Consider the following 24,969-nt stretch of genomic DNA (forward strand, 5'->3'; position numbering starts at 1 on the left):
TTCGTGACCGAAACGTCTTGATCAACCATGTGTTGCGCGGGGGTGGGGTGGTGGCAGTCGGGGGGAGGGGGTGAGGCAGACTTTGTGGATCAAACCCACCCCATTTCAGGAGTGAGCCACGCTGATGTCGCTGCTCGCCAGATTCAGCCTTGCCAACCGGGGGCTGGTCGCCCTCATCGCGCTGGTAACCACGGCGTTCGGGGCGTACGCCGTGCCGTCGCTGAAGCAGCAGCTCCTGCCGTCGCTGGAGTTCCCCGCCGCGTTCATCGTGGCGGCCTACCCGGGCGCCGCACCGGAGATCGTCGAGTCCCAGGTCACCGAGCCGATCGAGAACAGCCTCCAGGGCATCCCGGGGCTGGAGAAGGTCACCTCCACCTCTCATGAGGGCGCCGCCACCGTCCAGGTGCAGTACGCGTTCGGCACCAACCTGGACGACGTGGTCAACAAGATGCAGACCGCGCTCAACCGCATCGACGGGCAGCTCCCCGAGGGGGTGGACCCGCAGGTCATCGCCGGCAGCACCGACGACCTGCCCGTGGTGGTGGTCGCCGCGACCGGCGGCGACGACGAGCAGGCCCTGGCGGAGAAGCTGCGCCGAACCGTCGTACCGGAGCTCGAGGGCCTGGACGGCGTCCGCACCGTCGCCGTGACCGGCACCCGCGACCAGGTCGTGTTGGTCACCCCCGACCCGGCGAAGCTGGCCGCGGCCCGGCTGGCCCCCATGGCGATCGGCCAGGCGCTCAAGACCAACGGCGTCGCGCTGCCGGCCGGCGCGGTGGCCGACGGCACCCGGTCGCTCCCGGTGCAGGTCGGCACCCCGATCCGGACCGTGGACGAGCTGCGCGGCATCGTGCTCACCACCGCCCCCGCCGCCCCGGTACGCCTCGGCGACGTGGCCAAGGTGGAGCAGCAACTCGCCCCGGCCACCGGGTTCACCCGCACCAACGGCAAGCCCAGCCTGGGCATCGCGGTCACCGCCGCCCCGGACGGCAACGCGGTCCGCATCTCCCATGACCTCCGGGACCGCCTCGACGACCTGAAGGCCGCCTCCGGCGCCGAGCTGACCGTCGTCTTCGACCAGGCACCGTTCGTCGAGCGGTCCATCGAGAGCCTCACCACCGAGGGCCTGCTCGGTCTGCTGATGGCGGTCGTGGTGATCCTGGTCTTCCTGCTCTCGGTCCGCTCCACCGTGGTCACCGCGGTCTCCATCCCGCTCTCGGTGCTGGTCGCGCTGCTCGTGCTCTGGGCCGAGGGCCACTCGCTCAACCTGCTCACCCTCGGCGCGCTGACCATCGCCGTCGGCCGGGTCGTCGACGACTCCATCGTGGTGCTGGAGAACATCAAGCGGCACCTGGAGTACGGCGAGCCGAAGCGCGCCGCCATCCTCGGCGCGGTCCGCGAGGTGGCCGGCGCGGTTACCGCCTCGACGCTCACCACGGTCGCCGTGTTCGCGCCGATCGCGCTGGTGGGCGGCTTCGTCGGGCAGCTCTTCGCGCCGTTCGCGATCACCGTGACGGTGGCCCTGCTCGCCTCGCTGCTGGTGTCGCTGACCGTGATCCCGGTGCTCGCGTACTGGTTCCTGAAGACGGGCGGCGGCACCGGGGACGAGGCCCGCGTGCGGCGCGCCGCCGAGGAGAAGGAGCTGCGCAGCCGGTTGCAGCGGGCGTACCTGCCGGCGATCGGCTTCGCCACCCGGTCCCGGGGCACCCGGTGGGCCACCGTGGGGCTGGGCCTGTTGGTGCTGGTCGGCACGTTCGGCCTGGCGCAGAAGCTGGAGACCAACTTCCTGGACGACTCCGGCCAGGACACCCTGAGCATCCGCCAGGGGTTGCCGGCGGGCACCGGGCTGGCCGCCACCGACCAGGCCGCAGCCCGGGTCGAGGAGGTGCTCCGGCGTACCCCGGGGGTGAAGACGTACCAGGTCACGGCCGGCGGGGGCAACACGCCGTGGGCGGGCGCTCGTGCCGGCAACACCGCCTCCTTCTCGGTCGCGCTCAGCAAGGACACCGACGCCGCGACCGTCCGGCGGAGCCTGCGTACGGAGTTCGACGCCCTGGGCTCCGAGGTGGGCGAGCTGAGTTTCGGCGCCGGGCAGAGCGGCGGCTCCGCCAACCAACTCGAGGTGGTCGTGCAGGCCGCCGACCAGGACACGCTGACCCGGGCCGCCGAGGCCGTCCGGGGCGCGGTGGCCGACACGCCGGGCGTGGAGGACGTCGCCACCAGCCTCGCCACCCGGGTGCCCCGGGTCGAGGTGACAGTCGACCGGGTCGCCGCGGCCCGGGCCGGGCTCACCGAGGCCGCCGTCGGGCAGCTCGTCGCGCAGGCGTACCGGGGTGCCCCGCTGGGGCAGGTCACGCTGGGCGGCACGCCGCAGAACGTGGTGCTCAGCACCGGGGCCCGGCCCCCGCTGAGCGTGGCCGAGCTGCGGGCGATGCCGGTGGGCCGGGTCAAGCTGGACGACATCGCCGACGTCAACCAGGTCGAGGGCCCGCAGCAGGTGACCCGGATCGACGGCGAGCGCAGCGTCTCGGTCACCGGTACGGTCACCGGCTCCGACCTCGGCACCACCACCCAGGATCTGCAGAAGCGGCTGGACGCGCTGGACGTACCGGGTGCGACGTTCGCCATCGGCGGCGTGAGCGCCGACCAGCAGGACGCCTTCGCCGACCTAGGGCTGGCCGTGCTGGCCGCGATCGCGATCGTCTTCCTGATCATGGTCGGCACGTTCCGCAGCCTGACCCAGGCGCTGATCCTGCTGGTCTCGGTCCCGTTCGCGGCCACCGGTGCGATCGTGCTGCTGCTGGCCACCGGGACGCCGTTGGGCGTGCCCGCGTTGATCGGCGTGCTCATGCTGGTCGGCATCGTGGTGACGAACGCGATCGTGCTGCTCGACCTGATCAACCAGTACCGGGCGCAGGGGATGGGCGTCACCGACGCGGTGGTCGAGGGTGGCCGGCGGAGGCTGCGGCCGATCCTGATGACCGCGGTCGCCACCGTGTTCGCCCTGCTGCCGATGGCGTTCGGGCTCACCGGCGAGGGCGGCTTCATCTCGCAGCCCCTGGCGATCGTGGTGATCGGCGGCCTGATCAGCTCGACGCTGCTGACGCTGATCCTGGTGCCGACCCTCTACACGATGGTGGAGCGCACCAAGGAGGCGCTGCGTGAGCGCCGGGCTCACCGCTGGAACACGCCGGCACCGGTGGCACCGCCGGCGCCCGCCCTGGTCCCGGTGACCGTCGGCGGCGGCTCCCCGGCGGAGGGCGGCGCGTCCGCTGACGTGCCGGTCCGGCCGACCCCGTCGCGGGCGCTCATCGACGGTACGGACCAGTTCGAGGTGCTGCGCCTGCCGAAGAGCCGCCAGTCCCCGCTGCCGCCCACCGACTGACCCGGCTCACCGGGCGGCACCCGCCAGCGTCGCCCGGTGTCCGGTCGCAGCCGCACGGAAAGAGTGGCCACCCGTCCGGGGGCCACTCTTTCCGTTGATTCGGCCCCCTGTGGCGTGCCTTCCCGCTGCGCACCAGCGACCGCGGGCTTCGGGCTGTCCCCAGCCGGATGCGCGGCCGTCGGCCGGCGCGGAGGGTTCCTGGTGTGGCGGGGCGCTGTGCGGCCGGCCGGGAGAGGGGGACTGTCGGCGGGGAGGGGCACCGGCGGCGGGAGCCGGGTGGCCGCGGTGCGAGGGGACCGTCCGCGTGGTCCCGGAGCGGTACCGTGAGCGGGTCGGCACCTGATACGGGTGTCGGGGCGTCCCGTCCGCGGGGCGGCCGGGCGGCGTGGGAGCGGGGCCATGGCGGACGGCATGGGGCGGTGGAGCCGGCGGGCGGTGCTGCGCCGGACCGCCCTGCTGGCCGGGGGCGTCGCGCTGGGCGCCGTCGGCGCCGTGCAGACCACCTGGATCGCCGACCGCCGGCTCCCCATCGCCGGCGGGCCGGCCAGCGCGACGCTGGGCAGCCACTACCAGGAGGTGGGTGCCGGCACGGTCGAGGCCGTCTGGGGCGTACACACCAGCGAACGGCTGCTCGCGCTCACTTTCGACGACGGTCCGCTGCCACAGTGGACCCCGATGGTGCTGGACACCCTGGAGCGCTACGACGTACCAGCCACCTTCTTCATGGTCGGCATCCGGGCCCGGGACAACGCCCCGCTCGTCCGCGGCCGGATGGGTCGGCACGAGGTGGGCAACCACAGCTGGGCGCACCACGACCTGGCCCGGATGGACGCCCACACCGCGTACGACGACCTGCGGCGCAGCCACGACGCGATCACCAGGGCCACCGGGGTGGCGCCCCGCCTGCTCCGCCCGCCGTGGGGGCATCTGGGTGGTGCGGTGCTGCACGCCGCGGCGCAGCTGGACTACCGGCTGGTGCTCTGGACGTTGCAGATGGTCGAGGGCCAGTTCCCGAACGATCCGGCCGGCCATGCCCGGCGGATCGTGGCCGACGTGCAGCCCGGCACCGTCCTGCTCGGCCACGACGTCGGCACCAAGCAGCGACTGGTCGCGCTCCGCGGCCTGCCGGACATGATCACTGGGCTGCGGGCCCGCGGCTACACCTTCGTGACCGTCTCCGAACTGCTCCGCCGCGCTGCCGTCGAGTGACCCGCCCGATAGGGTTCCCGCGTGTCGCCCATTGTCTCGGTCGTCGTCCGCAACCGCGACTTCCGCAATCTCTTCCTCGCCGAACTGGTGGTGTTCGGCGCCGACTGGTTCGTCATGGTGCCGCTGTTGGTGCTGCTGCCGGAGTTGACCGGCAGCGGGGTGTGGGGCGCGCTGGTCCTCGCCGTGGACACCGGCACGACCGCGCTGCTGCTGCCGTACACCGGGACCGTCGCGGACCGGTTCGACCGACAGAAGATCATGATCGGGGCGAATCTGGCCGCGCTGGCCGGCATCCTGCTGCTGCTCGGGGTGCGCGGCGCGGGAACGGCGTGGTTGGCCCTGGTCGCTATCGCGGCGGTGGCGGTGGCGAAGGCGTTCTACTCGCCGGCGGCCCAGGCCGCCCTGCCCAACGTGCTCGATCCCGCTGACCTGGCCGCGGGGAACGCCGTCGCCGGCTCGGCCTGGGGCACGATGACCGTGGTCGGCGCGTCGCTCGGCGGCCTGCTCAGCGCCGCCGCCGGCCCGTACGTCAGCTTCTGGGTGGCGGCGGGCGGCCTGGTCGTGGCCGCGGGCCTGGCCACCCGGATCCGCCGGCCGCTGCAGGCGCCCCGCGACCCCGCGCTGCCGCATCCGCGCACCTGGCCGGCGATCCACGAGGCGCTGCGCTACATCGCGCACCGGCCGCGGGTGCTGGCGCTGGTCACCGTGAAGTCGGCGGTCGGCCTCGGCAACGGCGTGCTCACCGTCTTCCCGCTGCTCGCCGCGGTGTACGGGGTCGGCACGGTCGGCACCGGCCTGCTCTTCGCCTTCCGGGGCGCGGGTGCCCTGGTCGGGCCGATTCTGATGCGACGGGTGCTCACCAACCGGGCCTGGCTGCTCACCGCCCTGGCCGTGTCCATGTCCCTCTACGGCCTGGCCTACGTCGGGGCGTCGGTGGTCGGCTGGTTCCCGCTGGTGCTGGTGCTGGTCCTGCTGGCCCACCTCGGCGGCGGCAGCAACTGGGTGCTGTCCAACTACGCCCTGCAGGGCGAGGTGCCGGACCGGCTGCGGGGCCGGGTGTTCGCCACCGACATGATGTTGGCGACACTGGCCATCTCGGTCAGCCAGCTGGTGGTGGCGCTGGTGGTGGACCAGGTGAGCGAGCGGACCGTGCTGGCCGGCTGCGGCCTGGTCACCGTGGTCTACGCGGTGGGCTGGCGGCTCGCCACCCGGCGTCTCTCGCTCGCCGAGCCGGCTGCGGAGCCGGAGCCCAGCCGGGCCTCCTGACGCCGTGGGTCGGTCGCGGCCGGTGTCGTTACCGGCCGGCGCCCGGCGTGGTGCCGCCCCAGCCCGGTGCGGCGGCGGTGGACGCCGGGGCGACCGGCGGCTCGGCGGGCCGCCGCCCGGCGAGGACCGCGCCGATCAGCAGACCGAACCCGATCGGGTTTCCGAGCGAGACCAACCCGTCGAAGATCAGGCCGAGCATGCTGAGCCGCTGGTAGCCACCGTCGCGGATCCAGTCGGCCGCCAGGTTGGTGAGGATGAGACTCCAGCTCAGGGCCGCCAGCGCGACCACCAGCAGCACGACGACGCCGGCGGGCAGGAGGGCCCGGGCCGGTCGGGGCAGCCGATCGCGGCGTGCCACGGCCAACACCAGACCGATCACCAGCACCACGATGCTGGGCAGTTTCACGGCGACGGACAGGATGGCGGATAGAGTGTCCATGTTGCCTCCGGATGCCGTTGATCGTGGGCAGGCTAACAGAGATGATCACTTCCCACGCTCCGGGCGAATCGACGCGCGGTCGGACCCGGGCCCTAGCATGAGCCGGTGCCGATGATTCTCGCCTCTGGCCCCGTCCGGGTCCGGGTGCCAGCGACCAGCGCGAACCTGGGTCCGGGTTTCGACGCGCTCGGGTTGGCCCTGGGGCTGTACGACGACGTGGTGGCCGAGGTGAGCACCGGAGGCGTCCGGGTGACGGTGACCGGAGAGGGCGCCGGTGAGCTGCCGGAGGACGACCGGCACCTGGTGGTGACGTCCATGCGCGCCGCCTTCGACGTGCTCGGCGCGCAGCCGCCCGGGTTGGCGGTGGAGTGCGTGAACCGGATTCCGCAGGCCCGGGGTCTCGGCTCGTCCTCGGCGGCGATCGTCGCCGGGGTGCTGCTGGCCCGTGCGTTGGTCGACGACGGTGCGGCGCGGCTGGACGACGACGCCGCGCTCCGGCTGGCCGCCGAGATCGAGGGCCACCCGGACAATGTCGCGCCCTGCCTGCTCGGCGGGTTCACGGTTGCCTGGACGGAGCCCGTCGGGGCGCGGGCGGTCTCCCTGGCCGTCGCGGAGGGCGTGCGCCCCACCGTCTTCGTGCCCGGCGAGCGGGGCCTGACCGCCACCGCCCGGGCCGCGCTGCCCGCCACCGTGCCGCACGCCGACGCGGCGCTGACCGCCGGCCGGGCGGCGCTGCTGGTGCACGCGCTGACCGTCGATCCGGCGCTGCTGCTGCCCGCCACCGTCGATCGGCTGCACCAGGACTACCGGGCCGAGGGGATGCCGGCGACGGCCGCCCTGGTCGCTGTGCTTCGTGAGGCTGGTGTGGCGGCCGTGGTCAGTGGGGCGGGCCCGACCGTGCTGGCGTTGACCGAGGTTTCCGCGGGATTTACTGCGGGAACAGATTGGCAGCGCTGGGAGTTGCCGATAGATGTCAGCGGTGCCCGGGTCGCCCGGGGTAGAGTTGGACACGCCGAGCGGGACCCTGTTGCCGCAGGTCGGAAGAGTTGATTACGCTCTAGACTCAGCACAGCCGCGAAAGCATGCGATCTTCCTGCGGGGCGGCGCACCCCCGAAGCTCTCGGCGGTAGCCCGTCACCCCTGCCAAAGGCCCACGCCGCACCGCAGTTTCCACAGGTCGCCGCAGACGGCGAGACCTGCTCACCGAGGCTGGTGAGTCGGGAAACCGACCGGCTGCTGTGTTACAGACTCCCGCGACGCGTCCATGCGAGGCGGGTGCACCGAGGCCGCCCGGCCACCTGGTTTCGACTCCGGGCAGTCCCGGCCTATCGAGGGAAGGAATCCATTGAGCGACACCACCGACGTGACGTCGGATGTTTCCAACGTCGCTGGCGATGCCACCACCGCCGCCGCCCCCGCGCGTCGCCGGCGCAGCGGCACCGGCCTGTCGGCGATGCTGCTGCCGGAGCTTCAGAGCCTGGCCGCGTCGCTCGGCATCTCGGGCACGGCTCGCATGCGTAAGGGCGAGCTGATCAGCGCGATCTCCGAGCGGCAGGGCGGCGCCGCCGCCGGGACCCCTCGACCACGCGCCGAGGTCGCGGCAGCTGCCGCGACCGCCCGGGACGAAGTCCACGCCGAGGTACGCGAGGAGCGGGCCGAGGCCGAGCGCCGCCCTGCCGAGCAGGCACCGGCCGCCGAGCCGACCGAGGGGCGTACCCGTAGCCGGCGTGGCCGGACCGCCGCGGCGGCCGCGGCGACCGAGGCTCGGCCGGCCGAGACGCGCACCGAGGAGGCTGCCACCGAGACCGGCGAGCGGGCTGAGCGCGGTGAACGCGGCGAAAGCCGGACCCGGGAGCGGGCCGAGCGCGGTGAGCGGGCCGAGCGCAACGAGCGGGCCGAGCGTGGCGAGCGGGCCGAACGCAACGAGCGCGGTGAGCGGGCCGAGCGTGGCGAGCGGGCCGAGCGGGGCGAGCGGGGCGAGCGGGGCGAGCGGGCCGAGCGGGCCGAGCGCGGCGAGCGTAACGGCGACCGGGCCGAGCGTGGCGAGCGGGCCGACCGCGGCGAGCGGGCTGACCGCAACGACCGCGGCCAGCGTGCCGAGCGTGACCACGACGGGGACGACGACGGCGAGGGCGGCGGCCGGCGCGGCCGGCGCAGCCGGTTCCGGGACCGTCGACGGGGCCGCGGCGAGCGGGCCGAGGGCGGCGAGGGCGGCCGCGAGCCGCAGGTCGGCGAGGACGACGTGCTCGTCCCGGTCGCCGGCATCATCGACGTGCTCGACAACTACGCCTTCGTCCGGACCACCGGCTACCTGGCCGGCCCGAACGACGTGTACGTGTCGATGTCCCAGATCAAGAAGTACGGCCTGCGCCGCGGTGACGCGATCACCGGTGCCGTGCGGGCCGCCCGCGAGGGCGAGCAGCGGCGCGACAAGTACAACCCGCTGGTCCGGCTGGACACCATCAACGGGATGGAGCCGGAGGAGGCGCGGCGCCGGCCGGAGTTCTACAAGCTCACCCCGCTGTACCCGCAGGAGCGGCTGCGGCTGGAGACCGAGCCGCAGATCCTGACCACCCGGGTGATCGACCTGGTCATGCCGATCGGCAAGGGCCAGCGGGCGCTGATCGTCTCGCCGCCGAAGGCGGGTAAGACGATGGTGCTGCAGGCGATCGCGAACGCGATCACCCGTAACAACCCGGAGTGCCACCTGATGGTGGTGCTGGTCGACGAGCGGCCGGAAGAGGTCACCGACATGCAGCGGTCGGTGAAGGGCGAGGTCATCGCGGCCACGTTCGACCGTCCGCCGCAGGACCACACCACGGTGGCGGAGCTGGCGATCGAGCGGGCGAAGCGGCTGGTCGAGCTGGGGCACGACGTGGTCGTGCTGCTCGACTCGGTGACCCGGCTCGGTCGGTCGTACAACCTGGCGGCGCCGGCCAGCGGCCGGATCATGTCGGGTGGTATCGACTCCACCGCGCTCTACCCGCCGAAGCGCTTCCTGGGCGCGGCGCGGAACATCGAGAACGGCGGCTCCCTGACCATCCTCGCCACCGCGCTGGTGGAGACCGGCTCCATGGCGGACACGGTCATCTTCGAGGAGTTCAAGGGCACCGGTAACGCCGAGCTGAAGCTGGACCGGAAGATCGCCGACAAGCGGGTCTTCCCGGCGATCGACATCAACCCCTCCGGTACGCGCAAGGAGGAGGTCCTGCTCGCGCCGGAGGAGCTGGCCATCATCCACAAGCTCCGGAAGGTGCTGCACTCGCTGGACTCGCAGGCGGCGCTCGACCTCCTGCTGGACCGGCTCAAGCAGTCCCGCACGAACATCGAGTTCCTGATGCAGATCGCGAAGTCCACACCGGGCGAGTGACCCGGTAGGAAGCGACACCGGCGAGGGGCACGGCCTGCGGGTCGTGCCCCTCGCCGTTTCCCAGGGCCCTTCGGCACCCGCCTCAGAAGTCGCCGTCGGCGACCTGGAAGACGGTCAGGCCGAGCGAGCGCCACATGCGGACCACCTGCTGCCGGTCGTCGAAGACGCCGACCACCCGGTACCGGTCCCGGATCTCCCGTTCGTAGATCTCCTGCTTGACCACGACGTCCTTGCGGTGGTCGCCGGCCGCCCGCAGGTGCAGCGCCAGGTACGGCACCTTCACGTACCGGGCCAGCCAGGCCACCGTGTCGGCCCGGGCCGAGGCGTCCCGCCCCGAGCAGAAGACCACCCCGTGTCCGGTCGCGTGCATCGCCCGGACCGCCGCGATCACCGCCTCGTTCGGCGCGTCCTCCGCGACCCGGGTCATGTCGTACGGGCTGCGTGACACGTTCAGCGCGATCGTCCCGTCGATGTCGACCAGCACGATGTCCGGCCGCTCGGCCCGCGCCTGGTGGACCCGGGCCGGGCCGCCGGTGCGTACGGTCGGGGTCGGCAGCGGCAGCGGGCGGTTGGCCAGGTAACGCTCGTGCAGCCGGCGGATCGCGGCCTCGCCGACCCGGTCCACCTCCGGCCGTGCGGCGTCCCGCCGCAGGCACTCCTCCAGCGGCACGTCGGTGAAGTCGTGCACCTCGAACGCGGCGCCGAACCGCTCGGCCAGTTCCGCCCAGTCGCGCAGGGTGCGGGAGCGCAGGTTGGTGTCGTCCACGCAGACGCTCACCCGGGCCGCCAGCAGCGCCTCCACCTGCGCCCGCTGGGCCCGGGTCACCTGCCCCTCGGCCCACTGGGTGAAGAGCCGCTCACCGTGCATCATCCGGCGCAGGTCGTCCCGGTTGATCCGGACCACACCGGGCTGGAGGCGGCGGGCGAACGTGGTCTTGCCGGAGGCGGGCAGCCCACGGGTCGCGATCAGGCGGAACATCCCGCTCACCCCCGGTCCGTCCGGTCCCGGTCCCCGCCGGGGCGCACTGTACGCCCCGGTGGAATGCCCGCACACCCGGTGGGAATGCGTACCAGGAGGCGAGCGTTACGCCTGCCGGACCCGCTGTGCGGCCCGCTCGCCGGGTCGGCGTACGCCCATGGCACACTGGTCAATCGGCCACCGGTTCCGGTTCACGCCCGAGCCCGTCGCAACGACGGGGCCACCCGACGGCGACCCGGCGACCACCGACGAAAGGACCGAGGCGACATGAAGCCCAACATCCACCCGGAGTACGCGACCACCGAGGTCCGCTGCTCCTGCGGTAACACCTTCACGACCCGCAGCACCGCCAAGGGCGGTCAGATCAGCGTCGAGACCTGCAGCGCCTGCCACCCGTTCTACACCGGCAAGCAGCGCGTCCTCGACACCGCCGGTCGGGTCGCGAAGTTCCAGCAGAAGTACGCCAAGGTCCAGGCCAAGAAGGCCAAGTAGCTGCTCCGACGACGCCCGTGTCCGGCTTCGCGCCGGGCGCGGGCGTTCGTCCGTTTCCGCCCAGTTGATTCCGCCTGCCGTCCGGTCCCCGTCGTCGCCGAAGGAGCATCAGCAGCATGAGCAGTGAGCGCCTGGCCGCCCTCCTCGACGAGTACGCCGAGTTGGAGAAGCGGCTGGCCGACCCGGCCATCCACGCCGACCAGGGCACCGCGCGCCGGGTCGGCCGGCGCTACGCGGAGCTGGTCCCGCTGCACAAGGCCGCCGGTGAGCTGGAGCAGGCCCGGGCCGACCTGACCGCCGCCCGCGAGCTGGCCGCCGAGGATTCGGCCTTCGCCGCCGAGGCGGAGGCGATCGCCGCGTCCCTGCCGGCGTTGGAGGAGCGACTCGCGGAGCTGCTGATCCCGCGCGACCCGCACGACGCCAAGGACGTCATCGTCGAGATCAAGGCGGGCGAGGGCGGCGAGGAGTCGGCGCTCTTCGCCGCTGACCTGCTCCGGATGTACACCCGGTACGCCGAGCGGCACGGCTGGATCACCGAGGTGATCGACTCGCAGGAGTCCGACCTCGGCGGGGTCAAGGACGTCTCCCTGGCGATCAAGACCAAGGGTGTGCCGGAGGGTGGCAACGGGGTCTGGTCCCGGCTCAAGTGGGAGGGCGGCGTGCACCGGGTGCAGCGCGTCCCGGTCACCGAGTCCCAGGGCCGGATCCACACCAGCGCGGCCGGCGTGCTGGTGCTGCCGGAGGCCGAGGACGTCGACGTCACCATCGACCCGAACGACCTGCGGATCGACGTGTTCCGCTCGTCCGGGCCCGGCGGGCAGTCGGTCAACACGACCGACTCGGCGGTCCGGATCACCCACGTGCCCACCGGCATCGTGGTTTCCTGCCAGAACGAGAAGTCGCAGCTCCAGAACCGGGAGCAGGCCATGCGGATCCTGCGCGCCCGGCTGCTCGCCGCGGCGCAGGAGCAGGCCGACGCGGCCGCCTCGGACGCCCGCAAGGCGCAGGTGCGCACCGTGGACCGGTCGGAGCGGATCCGCACGTACAACTTCCCGCAGAACCGGATCACCGACCACCGGATCGGCTACACGGCGTACAACCTGGACCTGGCTCTGGCCGGCGAGCTGGACGGCGTGCTGGCCGCCCTGGCCGAGGCCGACCGGGCCGCCCGCCTAGCCGGCGAAACGGAACTCTCCCGCCGCTGACCCCCGCCTCACGCGCAGTTTCACGGAAAGAGTGGCCATTCCGCGCCGAATGGCCACTCTTTCCGTGAAAAAGGGCCCACAGGGTGGGGCGCGCGGGATGGTCAGGAGGCGCGGAGGCGGTCCTTGGCGCGCAGCATCTCCCGGTCGGCGAGCTCGAACGCGGTGCCCAGCGCCTCCCGGACGCTCACCCCGGAGGCGCCGCTGACCTCGGCGAAGCCGATGCTCACCCCGACCGGGGTGCCGGGGACCAGCGTCTCCCAGTCCTCGGTGCGTACGGCGGCCTGGATCCGCCGGGCCACGTCGGACGCCTCGGTCATCCCCGTACCGGGCAGCACCACCACGAACTCGTCACCGCCGTAGCGGGCCACGAAGTCGCCCCGCCGCATCACCCGGTTGATCACCCCGGCGATCCGTTGCAGCACCAGGTCGCCGGAGTGGTGGCCGTGCTGGGTGTTCACCGCCTTGAAGCCGTCCAGGTCGCAGACCCCGATCACCACCCGCTCGCCCCGGGCCACCACCGCCCCGATGTAGCGCTCCAGCCGGCGCCGGTTGGGCAGCCCGGTCAGCGGGTCGGTGAGCGCCTCGCCCTCGTACCGGGCGGCCTCGCGGCGCATCTCCTCGTGGTCGATCCGGGCGGCGATGCCGTCGATGTAGACGTCCCGCAGCCGGTCGCTGCGCTGCGTCGCCAGCCGGAACGCGTGCCGGTCGGCCCGGTGCGCGCCGGCGTGGTCACCGGCCCAGGCCAGCGCGATGCTGCGCAGCCGGGGTGGTTCGGCCGCGCCCAGCGTCTCGTCCGACACCCGGGTGGTGTCCAGCCGGGCCACCGCCTCGATCGGCCGGCCGTCGGCGACGGCCAGGCAGACCTGGCCGAGTTCGCGCAGGTCGCGGGCGCGAGCGCTGTCCCCGCCGTGGCCGAGCAGCCGGGCGGGATCCTCGTCGCCGCCGGACTCCACCCGGTCGCCGAGCGCGGCCCGCCGGGCGGCGGCGTAGCCGTACGCGGCCAGGCTGCTCGGCCGGATGTTGCCGGCCCGCCCCTGGCGGAGGAAGCGGCTGAAGTCGCCGGCCACGTCGCGCAGCACCCGCAGGCAGCCGTCGCTGTCGCCGTGGTGGTCGAGCGCGACGGCGTTGCGCAGCCGGATGCCGGGCGCGGCGAACGTCTCCTCGGGGATGCCGGCGGTGAGCCCCACCTGGCGGGCACGCTCGATCGCGCCGAGCGCGTGCCCGTGGAAGCTCAGGTACGAGTAGGCCATCGCCAGGTCGTGCCAGCCCCAGGCGGTGTCCCGGTCCGGGTCGTCGTCGGCGGTCAGCGCCCGGGCCGCCTTGACCAGGTGGGTGACGCAGCGGTCCAGCGCGCCCTGGTGGTGCGCGGCGAGCGCCGCCAGGGCGTTGAGATGCCCGTGCAGGTATGGCTCGGCCAGGTCCCGGACGGCGGCGGACGCCTCCTCGATGGCGCGGGTGAACTCGGCCGTCCGACCTAGGTTGATCAACGCGGAGAGGCGTTGGACCAGCGCGTCGGCCCGGGCGTACGGGTCGGTGGTGGTCCGGATCACACGGTCGAGCAGGGCGCAGGCCTCCGCGGAGCGGCTCACCTCCTGCAACGCCCGGGCGCGTCGGAGGGCGTCAACCTGGTCGTCGACCCGGTCGAGCCAGCCCACTCGGACCTCCCTGTCAATGTGGGTCGCGGCGCACTCGCTCGTACGGCGGCCCGCGACGCTTCATGATTATGTCGTGGCCTTCCTCCCGCAACACCCATCCAAAGGGACAGAACGCGAGCGCCCCTCCCTGGCGGTCGCCCGGGCGGCCCGGGTCCTCGCGGCGGCCGGGATCGAGGCGCCCCGCGCGGAGGCCGAGCAGCTCGCCGCGTACGTGCTGGACGTGCCGCGCGGCCGGCTGGCGCTGGCCGACGGCCTCACCCCGGATCAGCGCGACCGGCTCGACGCGCTGGTGGCTCGCCGGGTGGCCCGGGAACCCCTCCAGCACCTCACCGGCTCGGCCGGGTTCCGGCACCTGGAGCTGGCGGTCGGTCCGGGGGTGTTCGTGCCCCGTCCGGAGACCGAGCTGCTCGCCGGCTGGGGCGTCGAGCAGGGGCGGCGGTGCGGGTCCCCGCTGGTGGTGGACCTGTGCGCCGGCTCCGGCGCGATCGCCCTGGCGGTGGCCCAGGAGCTGCCCGGGGCCCGGGTGGTGGCGGTGGAACGCTCCCCGGCGGCGCTGGCCTGGCTGCGGCGCAACGCCGCGGACCGGGCCGCCGCGGGAGACACCCCGGTCGAGGTGGTGCCGGCCGACGTCACTGATCCGGAGCTGCTCGCCGAGTTGGTCGGCCGGGTCGACGTGCTGCTCTGCAACCCGCCGTACGTGCCGCGGTCGGTGGTGGTGCCGCCCGAGGTGGCCGGCCACGACCCGGACGAGGCGGTCTTCGGCGGCACGGACGGGCTGGACGTGATCCGACCGGTGGTCGCCCGGGCGGCCGAGCTGCTCCGGCCCGGCGGTGTGCTCGGCGTCGAGCACGACGACACCCACGGGACGGCGGTGCCCGCGCTGCTCGCCGGGGACGGGCGGTACGAGCGGGTCGAGGAGCACCGCGACCTGGTCGGGCGTGCCCGGTTCGCCACCGCGTCCCGCCGGTCGGACGGCCGGCACGACGAGCCCGACCCGGCGTGGCAGACTGCTTCCTCGTGATGCTCTACGACTGTCGGTCGCCGGCCGACCGGGACCGCGGCATCGCCGCTGCCGTGGAGGCGGTCAAGAACGGGGAGCTCGTCGTCCTGCCGACCGACACGGTCTACGGCATCGGCGCCGACGCCTTCACCCCGTACGCGGTGAAGGCCCTCGCGGACGCCAAGGGTTCCCGGCAGGCGCCCCCGGTGTTGATCGGGTCCCGGCACACCCTCGACGGCCTCGTCTTCTCGCTGCCCCGCGCGGCCCGCGACCTGGTCGAGGCGTTCTGGCCGGGCGCGCTGACCATCGTGGTGGAGCACTCGCCGAGCCTCGCCTGGGATCTGGGCGACTCCAGCGGCACGGTGGCGGTGCGGATGCCGTTGCACCCGGTGGCGCTGGAGGTGCTGCGGGAGACCGGCCCGATGGCGGTGGCCTCGGCCAACAAGCTCGGGAAGCCGGCCGCGCTCACCGCCGAGGAGGCCCGCGACCAGCTCGGCTACGGCGTCCGCGCCTACCTGGAGGCCGGTCCGGCCGTCGATCCGGTGCCCAGCACCGTCGTCGACCTCACCGGCGATGTGCCCCGGCTGCTGCGCCAGGGCGCGGTGTCGTTGGCGCAGCTGCGCGACGTGGCGCCGGACATCCTCGACGAGCAGGGGGTCTGAGTGCCGCCGTTCACCGTCCTGCACGTCTGCATGGGCAACATCTGCCGGTCGCCGATGGCCGAGCGGCTGCTGGTGCTCGCCGTCCAGGAGCGGCTGCGCCGCCTCGACGTGGATCCGGCCGCCACCGACGAGCTGGTGCACAGCCACAGCGCCGGCACCGGCGGCTGGCACGCCGGCGAGGAGATGAACCCGCCGGCCGCCCGGCAGGTGACCTCGCGCGGCGGTGAGGTGGCGGGCTTCGCCGCCCGCAAGCTGCGCTCCGATCTGATCGACGCCGCCGACCTGGTCCTCACCGCCACCGCCGACCAGCAGGAGTACGTGGTGGCGCTGCGCCCGGACGCCGCCGCCCGCACCTTCGTGCTCGGCGAGTTCGGCCGGCTGCTGGGCGGGGTGGAGCGGTCGGGGCTGCCCCCGGTCGAGGTCACCCCGGCCGGGGTATACGCCCGGGGCGTGGCCCTGGTGGCGGCGGTGGACGCGGCCCGGCAGGGTGCCGCGGCACTGCCCACCGACGATCTCGACGATCCGTGGGGCCGGGGTGACCAGTGCTTCACCCGGGTGGCCGACGAGATCGAGGAGACCGTGCACCCGCTGGCCACCGCGCTGCTGTCCTGAGTCCCCGGATGGCTCGCCCGTAGGGCGTTCTGTCTAGTTTCATCCTTCCTCGCGAATTTTCTGCGGGTTTTGGGGAAGGTGGCGAGGTAAGGCCCGATTCCGGTCATTCTGAAGCAGTCTCATGCCGCCGGCTCCTGCGGGGAGAGCTGATGAACCGGGCCCATCTCGACAAGCTGTTCACCGTCCTGATCGCCGGCGCGCTCGCCGGGCTGACTGTGGCCGCGGCCGCGCTGCCGGCCGCGCTGGTGTTCGGGGTCGGCTTCAAGGGGCTGATGCCCTACACCCAGCTGCCGGAGTCGCTGCGCGCGCCGCAGCCGGCCCAGCGCTCCAATCTCTACGCCAACGACGGCCGTACCCTGATCACCTCGTTCTATGTCGAGGACCGGGTCGACGTGCCGGTCACCGAGGTGGCGCCGCTGATGCGGCAGGCCATCGTGGCCGCCGAGGACGTCCGCTTCTACCAGCACCACGGCGTCGACGTACGCGGAGTGGCGCGGGCCCTCACCGCCAACCGGCGCGACGACGGCACCCGGCAGGGCGCCTCCACGCTGACCATGCAGTACGTGCGCAACGCGCTGGCCAGCGATCCCCGGCTGACCGAGCAGCAGCGGGCCAAGGCGACCGAGATCAGCGCGGGTCGAAAGATCCGGGAGATGCGGTACGCGCTGGCTCTGGAACGCGAGCTGAGCAAGGACGAGATCCTCAGCCGCTACCTGAACATCGCGTACTTCGGCGCCGGGGCGTACGGCATCGCCGCGGCCAGCAAGCGCTACTTCTCCACCACCCCGGAGAAGCTGACCCTGCCCCAGGCGGCGCTGCTGGCCGGGCTGGTCCGCTCGCCCGACAGCGATGACCCGATCAACGGGAACGCCGACGCGGCCCTGGCACGCCGGGCGTACGTGCTGGACCGGATGGTGGAGACCAACCAGATCAACCCCCTCGACGGCGACCGGGCCAAGGCCACGAAACTGGACCTGCGGCCCAGCACCACGCCGAACGACTGCGCCGCGGTGCCGGCCGAGCACAACGACTGGGGCTTCTTCTGCGACTGGTTCACCCAGTGGTGGAACGCCCAGCCCACCTTCGGGAACACCCCGGAGGAGCGGCAGCGGACGCTGCGCCGGGGCGGCTGGTCGATCGTCTCCTCGCTCGACCCGGACGTGCAGAGCAAGACCATCGAGCAGGTGCTGAGCATCTACGCCGTCACCAACAAGCGGGCCGCTCCGACCGCGGTGGTGCAGCCCGGCACCGGCCGGGTGCTCGCCATGGCGGTGAACCGCAACTACAGCGTCGCCGAGAACCCGTCCGGGCAGCAGAACTACCCGAACACCGTCAACCAGCTCGTCGCCGGGGGCGGCGGGATCACCGGCTATCAGGCCGGGTCGACCTTCAAGCTCTTCACCATGCTGGCCGCCCTGGAATCCGGCCTGCCGCTGGACACCGAGTACGACGCCCCGTCCGTCTTCGTCAGCAACTACTCGACCAGCGCGGGGCCGGCCAGCTGCGGCGGCAAGTGGTGCCCGTCCAACGCCAACCCGAGCTGGATGGACGGCCCCCGGACGATGTGGAACGCGTTCGGCAGGTCGGTGAACACCTACTTCGCCTGGCTGAGCCAGCAGGTGGGGCCGGACCGGGTGGTGGAGATGGCCGAGCGGTTGGGCATCGTGCTGCGCGCGCCCGACGACGCCCGGCTGGCCCGCGAGGGGGCGCGGAGCTGGGGGCCGTTCACCCTCGGCGTCGTCGACACCACCCCGCTCGACCTGGCCGGCGCGTACGCGACGGTGGCGGCCGAGGGCACCTGGTGCCGCCCCACTCCGGTGACCTCCATCGCCGACTCCTCGGGCCGGAAGGTCGCCGCCGGCGGTCCGGACTGCCAGCAGGCGCTCGACACCGACGTGGCCCGGGCGGCGGCGGACGCGTCCCGCTGCCCGGTCGGCGACCAGTCGATGTACCGGCGCTGTGACGGCGGCACCGCCGAGGACCTGCGGAAGGCGGTCAATCGCCCGCTGGCCGGCAAGACCGGCAGCTCGGACGGGAACGCGACCGAGACCGTGGTCGCCTTCACCCCGCAACTCTCCGTCGCCACCATCGCCGCGAACCCGGACGATCCCCGGGATGCCGTCGGTGGCGGCGTGCAGACCCGGCAGATCGCCGCCGTGGGCCAGGTGCTGTCGTACGTGCTGCGCGATCAGCCGGTGCGGGACTTCGTGCCGCCCAGCCAGGCCGTCGCCTTCCAGCGCACCGGTCCCCGCACGGGCAACTGACGCGGGTAGCGAGGTATCGCCCGGCTTCCGGCGAGCGCCTCCGTAGACTCCTTCGCTGTGGAGAACGCGAGGGAAACCTTCTGGGGGCCGGACTTCCAGCAGCTCAGCGCCGTCGACCCGGAGATCGCCGGGGTGGTGCTGGGAGAGTTGGCCCGGTTGCGCGGCGGGTTGCAGCTGATCGCCAGCGAGAACCTCACCTCCCCGGCGGTGCTGGCCGCGCTCGGCTCCACGCTGACCAACAAGTACGCCGAGGGCTACCCGGGCCGGCGCTACTACGGCGGCTGCGCCGAGGTGGACCGGGCCGAGGAGATCGGCGTGGCCCGGGCGAAGGAGCTCTTCGGCGCCGAGCACGCCAACCTCCAGCCGCACTCGGGCGCCAACGCCAACCTGGCCACGTACGCCGCCCTGCTGCAGCCGGGGGACACCGTGCTGGCGATGGACCTGCCGCACGGCGGCCACCTCACCCATGGCAGCCGGGTGAACTTCTCCGGCAAGTGGTTCCACGCGGTCGGCTACCGGGTCCGGCGGGACACCGAGCTGATCGACTACGACGAGGTTCGCGACCTGGCCCGGGCGCACCGGCCGAAGATGATCATCTGTGGCGCGACGGCGTACCCGCGGCTGATCGACTTCGCGCGGTTCCGGGAGATCGCCGACGAGGTCGACGCGTACCTGATGGTGGACGCGGCGCACTTCATCGGGCTGGTCGCCGGCGGGGCGATCCCGTCCCCGGTGCCGTACGCCGACGTGGTCTGCGCCACCACCCACAAGGTGCTGCGCGGCCCGCGCGGCGGCATGATCCTCTGCCGGGAGGCGTTGGCCGCCCGGATCGACAAGGCGGTCTTCCCGTTCACCCAGGGCGGCCCGCTGATGCACGCGGTCGCGGCCAAGGCGGTCGCGCTGCGCGAGGCCGCCCAGCCGGAGTTCCGCGCGTACGCTGCCCAGGTGATCAGCAACGCACAGGCGCTCGCCGGGGGACTGGCCGCCGAGGACATCCGGCCGGTCTCCGGCGGCACCGACACCCACCTGGCCCTGATCGACCTCCGCGCGCTCGGGGTGACCGGGGCGGACGCGGAGGCGCGCTGCGACGCCGCGCGCATCACGCTCAACAAGAACGCGATCCCGTACGACCCGGAGAAGCCGATGGTCGCCTCCGGCCTGCGGGTGGGTACGCCGAGCGTAACCACCCAGGGCATGCGGGAGGGCGAGATGCGGCGGATCGCCACGCTGATCGCCCGGGCAGTCCGCACCGATCCGGCGGCCCCCGGTGGCGCCGACGAGCTGACCCGGATCGCCGCCGACGTGACCGAGCTGGTCACCGCCTTCCCGGCGTACCCCCGTGGCTGAGCCCGGGGCGCGCGCGGCGGAGGCGGTCGCGGACCGCGGCTGGCGGCTGCGGCACCTGCCGGTGCTGCTGATCGCGTCGGCGGTGCTGGGTGCGGCGGCGGCGGTGGTCGGCGGGACGACCCGGGGAGCGGACGGCGCGCTCGGCGCGGCGCTCGGGGTCGCGGTCACCGCGCTCAGTTACACGCTCACCACGGTCCTGCTGGCCTGGGCCGACGCCCGCGACCCGCAGCTGGTGCTGCCCTTCGGGCTCGGCGCGTACGTCGCCAAGATGACCGTGCTCGGCGCGGTGATGGTGGGGGTGGCCTCGACGGGCTGGTCGGGGCTGGTCCCGTTCTGCCTGGGCATCGCCGCCGGCGTGCTGGTCTGGACCGGGGTGCACATCTGGTGGCTGACCACTGTGCACGCCCGTCGTTCCCGACGCTGACCTGCGGAGGTACGGCGTGCCGTCCCACGCTTCGGACGGCGCGCCGATGTGTCCGCGATCGGTCATTCTCTCAGTGGCCGGAGGGGAGTAGCGTGCCTCCAGAAGACTTCGCCCACCCGTGTCCCACACAACCAGGTTGTGCGGGGGGTGAGGCACAGCCTTGTCTTCTCGACTGATATCGTTCGCCCCGTCATGGCCGGTGACCAGAAACCCCCCAACACTGGCGGCCCGGGCGACTATCCGTCCGGTGCCGGTCAGGGTTGGACCGCGCTCTCGTACCTCATCGGGGGCATGCTCGTCTGGGGTTTCATCGGCTGGCTGGTCGACAAGTGGCTCGACACCGGCGGCATCGCCACCGGAATCGGCGTCGTGCTCGGCATGGCCGGGGGGATCATCCTGGTCGTCCGCCGACTGGGCACGCCTACTTAGGAAGGGACGCGGTGTTCGGACAGGCGAACGTCCTGGCTCAAGGGCAGTCTGAATTCCCACCCACGGTGGGGGATTTCTACCTGCCCAGCATCCTGCCCTGGGGACACGAATCCCTCTGGTTCACGAAGATCACCGCGATGGTCTGGATCGCCGTCGGCGTGCTGATCATCTTCTTCCTGGCCAGCTACCGGAATCCCCAGCTGGTGCCGACCAAGAAGCAGTGGTTCGCCGAGTCGATCTACGGCTTCGTGCGGAACAACATCGCGGTCGAAATGATCGGACACGCGGGGGTGCGGTTCGCGCCGTACTTCACCACGCTGTTCTGCTTCATCCTGCTGACGAACTTCTTCGCGATCGTCCCGTTCTTCCAGATCTCGCCGAACTCGCACATCGCGTTCCCGGCGTTCCTCGCGGCGATCAGCTACGTGCTCTTCATCTACGTCGGCATCCGGCGCTTCGGCTTCGTGAAGTACGTCAAGCACTCGCTGATCCCGCCGGCGCCGTGGTACATCCTGCCGCTGCTGATCCCGATCGAGTTCTTCTCGACCTTCCTGGTCCGGCCGTTCTCGCTGGCCGTCCGTCTCTTCGCGAACATGTTCGCCGGCCACATGCTCCTGCTGGTCTTCACGCTCGGCGGCTTCGCGATGCTCAGCGCCAACGCCTGGCTGGCGCCGGTGTCGGTGCTGTCCTGGGTGATGACCATCGCGCTCACCTTCCTCGAATTCCTGGTGATCGTCCTGCAGGCCTACGTCTTCACCGTGCTGACCGCCAGCTACGTGCAGGGCGCGCTCGCCGAAGAGCACTGATCCACCGCACCAACCGTTGTCGTCCCGCGTGATCGTCACGCGTGATATCCAGGAGGAACCAACCCATGGACGTTCTCGCCGCCTCAGGTGTAGTCGGCAGCACCGCCGCCATCGGCTACGGCCTCGCCGCCATCGGCCCCGGTATCGGCGTCGGCCTGGTCTTCGCCGCCTACATCCAGTCGACCGCCCGGCAGCCGGAGTCGTCCCGGATGACCCTGCCGTACGTCTGGATCGGCTTCGCCGTCATCGAGGCGCTCGCGCTGCTGGGCATCGCGTTCGGCTTCATCTGGCAGGGCACGCTCTCCTGATCCTGCCCTTCGACCGGGAGGTCTTTCCATGACCCTGCTCGCCGCTGCCGAGCACAACCCGATCATCCCGCTCTGGCAGGAGCTGGTGGTCGGTAGCATCGCCTTCATCGTGCTCTGCGTCGTGCTGATGAAGTTCGTCTTCCCGCGCATGGAGCAGACCTTCCAGGCCCGGGTCGACGCGATCGAGGGTGGCATCAAGCGTGCCGAGGCCGCCCAGGCCGAGGCCAACCAGCTGCTCGAGCAGTACCGCGCACAGCTGGCCGAGGCTCGTACCGACGCCGCCAAGATCCGCGACGACGCCCGGGCCGACGCCGAGGGCATCCGCCAGGACATCCTCGCCAAGGCGCGGGAGGAGTCCGACCGGATCATCGCGGCCGGCAAGGAGCAGCTCGCCGCCGAGCGGGCCACCATCGTGCGCGAGCTGCGCAGCGAGGTCGGCTCCATCGCGGTGGACCTGGCCAGCAAGATCGTTGGCGAGTCGCTCGCCGACGAGGCGCGTCGCAAGGGCACCGTCGACCGGTTCCTGAGCGGTCTCGAGAGCGCGGGGGCCCGCTGATGCAGGCCGCCAGCCGGGAGTCGTACAAGGTCGGGGCCGAGCGTCTCGACGCGTACGTCCGTGGCGCGGAGCCGTCGGCGGTGGCCGCCACCGCCGACGACATCCTCTCCGTCGCCGCGCTGCTGCGGCGGGAGCCGCGGCTGCGCCGGGCGCTGTCGGACCCGGCCCGCCCGGGTGACGACCGCAACGGTCTGCTCACTGGCATCCTGACCGGCAAGGTCGGCGCCGACGCGCTCGACCTGCTCACCTCGCTGGTCTCCGGACGCTGGTCGGCACCGTCGGAACTGCTCGACGGCACCGAGCGGCTGGGTGTCGAGGCGCTCCTGGCGGGCGCCGACAAGGCCGGCGAGCTGGGCGAGGTCGAGGATGAGCTGTTCCGTTTCGGGCAGGTCGTCTCGGGCTCCGCGGACCTGTCCAACGCGCTCTCCGACCCGATGGCCCCGGCCGAGCGGCGGGCCACGCTCGCCGGCGAACTGCTTGCCGGCAAGGCCCGGCCGGTCACCGTCCGCCTCGTCGAGGCCGCACTGGCCGGCTTCGGGGGACGCTCCTTCGTCGGAGCGCTCACCCGGCTGGTGGAGCTGGCCGCCGACCGGAGGGACCGTCAGGTCGCGTACGTGACCGTGGCGGCCCCGCTGAGTGACGAGGAGGAGCGACGCCTCGGTGACCGCCTCTCCGCGATGTACGGTCGAGAGGTTTCCGTCAAGCAGACGGTCAACCCCGAGGTGCTCGGTGGGGTGAGCGTGCGGGTCGGCTCCGACCTGTACGACGGCACCGTCCTGCGCCGCCTCAACGAGACCCGCAACGCGCTCGCGAAGCGCTGACCAGCGTCTCCGCAGCCCTGATTCGACGCCATCGGACCGGTCGGTACTAGGTATCCCGGGCCCCTGATACTTAAAGGAAGCAGAGGATGGCCGAGCTGACCATCTCGACGGAGGAGATCCGTGGCGCCCTCGAGCGCTACGTCTCCTCCTACACGGCCGACGTCTCCCGCGAGGAGGTTGGCACCGTCGCCGACGCCGGCGACGGCATCGCCCACGTCGAGGGTCTGCCCTCGACCATGACCAACGAACTCCTGGAGTTCGAGGACGGCACGCTCGGCGTGGCGCTGAACCTCGACGTCCGGGAGATCGGTGTCGTCGTCCTCGGTGACTTCGGCGGTATCGAAGAGGGGCAGCGCGTCAAGCGCACCGGCCGGGTGCTCTCCGTCCCGGTCGGCGACGCCTTCCTCGGCCGCGTGGTCAACGCGCTCGGCCAGCCGATCGACGGCCTCGGCGAGATCCCGAACGAGGGCTACCGCGAGCTGGAGCTCCAGGCTCCGAACGTGATGTCCCGCAAGTCGGTCGACGAGCCGCTGCAGACCGGCCTCAAGGCCGTCGACGCGATGACCCCGATCGGCCGCGGCCAGCGCCAGCTGATCATCGGTGACCGCAAGACCGGCAAGACCACGGTCGCCCTGGACACCATCCTCAACCAGCGGGAGAACTGGCGCTCCGGCGACCCGAAGAAGCAGGTCCGCTGCATCTACGTCGCCATCGGCCAGAAGGCCTCCACCATCGCCTCCATCAAGGGGACGCTGGAGGCGGCGGGCGCGATGGAGTACACCACCATCGTCGCCTCCCCGGCCTCCGACCCGGCCGGCTTCAAGTACCTCGCCCCGTACACCGGCTCGTCCATCGGCCAGCACTGGATGTACGGCGGCAAGCACGTCCTGATCGTCTTCGACGACCTGAGCAAGCAGGCCGAGGCGTACCGGGCCGTGTCGCTGCTGCTGCGCCGCCCGCCGGGCCGCGAGGCGTACCCGGGTGACGTCTTCTACCTGCACTCCCGCCTGCTGGAGCGCTGCGCCAAGCTCTCCGACGAGCTGGGCGGCGGCTCGATGACCGGTCTGCCGATCATCGAGACCAAGGCGAACGACATCTCGGCGTTCATCCCGACCAACGTCATCTCCATCACCGACGGCCAGATCTTCCTCGAGACCGACCTGTTCAACCAGGGCGTCCGGCCGGCCATCAACGTCGGCACCTCGGTCTCCCGGGTCGGTGGCGCCGCCCAGGTGAAGCCGATGAAGAAGGTCGCGGGCTCGCTCCGGCTCAACCTGGCCCAGTTCCGCGAGCTGGAGGCCTTCGCCGCCTTCGCCTCCGACCTGGACAAGGCCTCCCGCGCCCAGCTCGACCGCGGTTCCCGCCTGGTCGAGCTGCTCAAGCAGTCGAACTACGCGCCGTACCCGGTGCAGGAGCAGGTCGTCTCGGTCTGGGCCGGCACCGAGGGCAAGCTGGACGACATCCCGGTCGGCGAGGTCCGCCGCTTCGAGTCGGAGTTCCTGCAGTACCTCCGGCACAAGCACGCGGGCGTTCTGGCCGGCATCGCCGACAACAAGTGGGACGATGGCCTCATCGGCTCGCTCGACTCGGCCATCACCGAGTTCAAGCAGGTCTTCCTGGGCAAGGAGGACGAGGTGCGGATCAACGAGGCCGAGGCCAAGCCGCTGGAGGGCGAGCAGAACCGCGAGTCGGTGACCCGCTTCCGCGACGGTGCGACCGACCGCCCGGCTGAGAGCTGAC

Annotated in this window: 22 protein-coding genes; 19 read left to right on the plus strand and 3 right to left on the minus strand. The window is 72.4% G+C overall.

Features of this window, described 5'->3' with window-relative positions:
• The first annotated feature begins 124 nt into the window (after positions 1–124).
• From ACIRG9_RS22155 to ACIRG9_RS22165, 3 genes are all read left to right on the plus strand, one after another.
• Positions 125–3,385 (plus strand): efflux RND transporter permease subunit, encoded by a 3,261-nt coding sequence (locus tag ACIRG9_RS22155; protein WP_402858899.1) that lies wholly within the window; start codon positions 125–127, stop codon positions 3,383–3,385.
• A 399-nt stretch (positions 3,386–3,784) separates the two neighbouring features.
• On the plus strand, positions 3,785–4,594 hold the full coding sequence (locus ACIRG9_RS22160; RefSeq protein WP_402858902.1) for a polysaccharide deacetylase family protein: 810 nt from the start codon (positions 3,785–3,787) through the stop codon (positions 4,592–4,594).
• Between the two features lie 21 nt (positions 4,595–4,615).
• Positions 4,616–5,860, plus strand: coding sequence for an MFS transporter (locus ACIRG9_RS22165; RefSeq protein WP_402858905.1), 1,245 nt, complete (start codon positions 4,616–4,618; stop codon positions 5,858–5,860).
• A gap of 28 nt (positions 5,861–5,888) precedes the next feature.
• Here the strand turns inward: ACIRG9_RS22165 and ACIRG9_RS22170 are convergent, their stop codons facing one another.
• Positions 5,889–6,299, minus strand: a complete 411-nt coding sequence (locus ACIRG9_RS22170; RefSeq protein ID WP_402858908.1) for a hypothetical protein — start codon at positions 6,297–6,299, stop codon at positions 5,889–5,891.
• A 111-nt stretch (positions 6,300–6,410) separates the two neighbouring features.
• Here ACIRG9_RS22170 and thrB point away from each other — a divergent pair, with 111 nt between their 5' ends.
• Positions 6,411–7,349 carry a homoserine kinase gene (thrB, locus tag ACIRG9_RS22175; RefSeq protein WP_402859448.1) on the plus strand — a complete coding sequence of 313 codons (939 nt, stop codon included), beginning with the start codon at positions 6,411–6,413 and terminating at the stop codon, positions 7,347–7,349.
• Positions 7,350–7,644: 295 nt separating this feature from the next.
• On the plus strand, positions 7,645–9,669 hold the full coding sequence (gene rho / locus ACIRG9_RS22180) for a transcription termination factor Rho (protein ID WP_402858911.1): 2,025 nt from the start codon (positions 7,645–7,647) through the stop codon (positions 9,667–9,669).
• Between the two features lie 82 nt (positions 9,670–9,751).
• Here the strand turns inward: rho and ACIRG9_RS22185 are convergent, their stop codons facing one another.
• Positions 9,752–10,648: an AAA family ATPase gene (locus ACIRG9_RS22185; RefSeq protein WP_402858914.1), complete on the minus strand. Its 897-nt coding sequence runs from the start codon at positions 10,646–10,648 to the stop codon at positions 9,752–9,754.
• A gap of 267 nt (positions 10,649–10,915) precedes the next feature.
• On the opposite strand from ACIRG9_RS22185, the gene rpmE reads away from it, so the two are divergent.
• Complete coding sequence (rpmE, locus tag ACIRG9_RS22190; RefSeq protein ID WP_387107386.1) at positions 10,916–11,140, plus strand: 50S ribosomal protein L31; 225 nt, start codon at positions 10,916–10,918, stop codon at positions 11,138–11,140.
• A 116-nt stretch (positions 11,141–11,256) separates the two neighbouring features.
• On the plus strand, positions 11,257–12,345 hold the full coding sequence (prfA, locus tag ACIRG9_RS22195) for a peptide chain release factor 1 (protein ID WP_402858917.1): 1,089 nt from the start codon (positions 11,257–11,259) through the stop codon (positions 12,343–12,345).
• Between the two features lie 101 nt (positions 12,346–12,446).
• Here prfA and ACIRG9_RS22200 read toward each other — a convergent pair whose 3' ends face one another.
• Positions 12,447–14,000: a GGDEF domain-containing protein gene (locus tag ACIRG9_RS22200; protein ID WP_402858919.1), complete on the minus strand. Its 1,554-nt coding sequence runs from the start codon at positions 13,998–14,000 to the stop codon at positions 12,447–12,449.
• A gap of 73 nt (positions 14,001–14,073) precedes the next feature.
• Here ACIRG9_RS22200 and prmC point away from each other — a divergent pair, with 73 nt between their 5' ends.
• From prmC to atpA, 12 genes are all read left to right on the plus strand, one after another.
• On the plus strand, positions 14,074–15,021 hold the full coding sequence (gene prmC, locus ACIRG9_RS22205; protein WP_402858921.1) for a peptide chain release factor N(5)-glutamine methyltransferase: 948 nt from the start codon (positions 14,074–14,076) through the stop codon (positions 15,019–15,021).
• Positions 15,021–15,662 (plus strand): L-threonylcarbamoyladenylate synthase, encoded by a 642-nt coding sequence (locus ACIRG9_RS22210; RefSeq protein WP_402858924.1) that lies wholly within the window; start codon positions 15,021–15,023, stop codon positions 15,660–15,662. The genes prmC and ACIRG9_RS22210 overlap by 1 nt, the downstream gene beginning before the upstream one ends.
• Positions 15,663–16,274, plus strand: a complete 612-nt coding sequence (locus ACIRG9_RS22215) for a phosphotyrosine protein phosphatase (RefSeq protein WP_402858927.1) — start codon at positions 15,663–15,665, stop codon at positions 16,272–16,274.
• Positions 16,275–16,423: 149 nt separating this feature from the next.
• Positions 16,424–18,538 (plus strand): transglycosylase domain-containing protein, encoded by a 2,115-nt coding sequence (locus tag ACIRG9_RS22220; protein WP_402858930.1) that lies wholly within the window; start codon positions 16,424–16,426, stop codon positions 18,536–18,538.
• Between the two features lie 57 nt (positions 18,539–18,595).
• A complete protein-coding gene (glyA, locus tag ACIRG9_RS22225; protein WP_402858933.1) occupies positions 18,596–19,885 on the plus strand; it encodes a serine hydroxymethyltransferase in 1,290 nt (429 codons plus the stop codon).
• The gene (locus tag ACIRG9_RS22230; RefSeq protein WP_402858935.1) at positions 19,878–20,309 is read left to right on the plus strand and encodes a hypothetical protein; all 432 of its coding nucleotides are present in this window, start codon (positions 19,878–19,880) and stop codon (positions 20,307–20,309) included. Before glyA ends, ACIRG9_RS22230 begins: the two co-directional genes overlap by 8 nt.
• A 192-nt stretch (positions 20,310–20,501) precedes the next feature.
• Positions 20,502–20,738 carry an AtpZ/AtpI family protein gene (locus ACIRG9_RS22235; RefSeq protein ID WP_402858938.1) on the plus strand — a complete coding sequence of 79 codons (237 nt, stop codon included), beginning with the start codon at positions 20,502–20,504 and terminating at the stop codon, positions 20,736–20,738.
• Between the two features lie 11 nt (positions 20,739–20,749).
• On the plus strand, positions 20,750–21,544 hold the full coding sequence (atpB, locus tag ACIRG9_RS22240) for a F0F1 ATP synthase subunit A (protein WP_402858940.1): 795 nt from the start codon (positions 20,750–20,752) through the stop codon (positions 21,542–21,544).
• A 65-nt stretch (positions 21,545–21,609) separates the two neighbouring features.
• Positions 21,610–21,852: a F0F1 ATP synthase subunit C gene (locus tag ACIRG9_RS22245; protein ID WP_402858943.1), complete on the plus strand. Its 243-nt coding sequence runs from the start codon at positions 21,610–21,612 to the stop codon at positions 21,850–21,852.
• Between the two features lie 28 nt (positions 21,853–21,880).
• Positions 21,881–22,408 carry a F0F1 ATP synthase subunit B gene (locus ACIRG9_RS22250; RefSeq protein ID WP_402858946.1) on the plus strand — a complete coding sequence of 176 codons (528 nt, stop codon included), beginning with the start codon at positions 21,881–21,883 and terminating at the stop codon, positions 22,406–22,408.
• On the plus strand, positions 22,408–23,229 hold the full coding sequence (locus ACIRG9_RS22255; RefSeq protein WP_402858949.1) for a F0F1 ATP synthase subunit delta: 822 nt from the start codon (positions 22,408–22,410) through the stop codon (positions 23,227–23,229). Before ACIRG9_RS22250 ends, ACIRG9_RS22255 begins: the two co-directional genes overlap by 1 nt.
• An 86-nt stretch (positions 23,230–23,315) precedes the next feature.
• Entirely contained in the window at positions 23,316–24,968 is a 1,653-nt protein-coding gene (gene atpA / locus ACIRG9_RS22260) for a F0F1 ATP synthase subunit alpha (RefSeq protein WP_402858952.1), read from the plus strand.
• The last annotated feature ends 1 nt before the right edge of the window (position 24,969 follow it).

The organism is Micromonospora sp. NPDC093277 (assembly GCF_044765245.1).
Lineage (GTDB): Bacteria > Actinomycetota > Actinomycetes > Mycobacteriales > Micromonosporaceae > Micromonospora.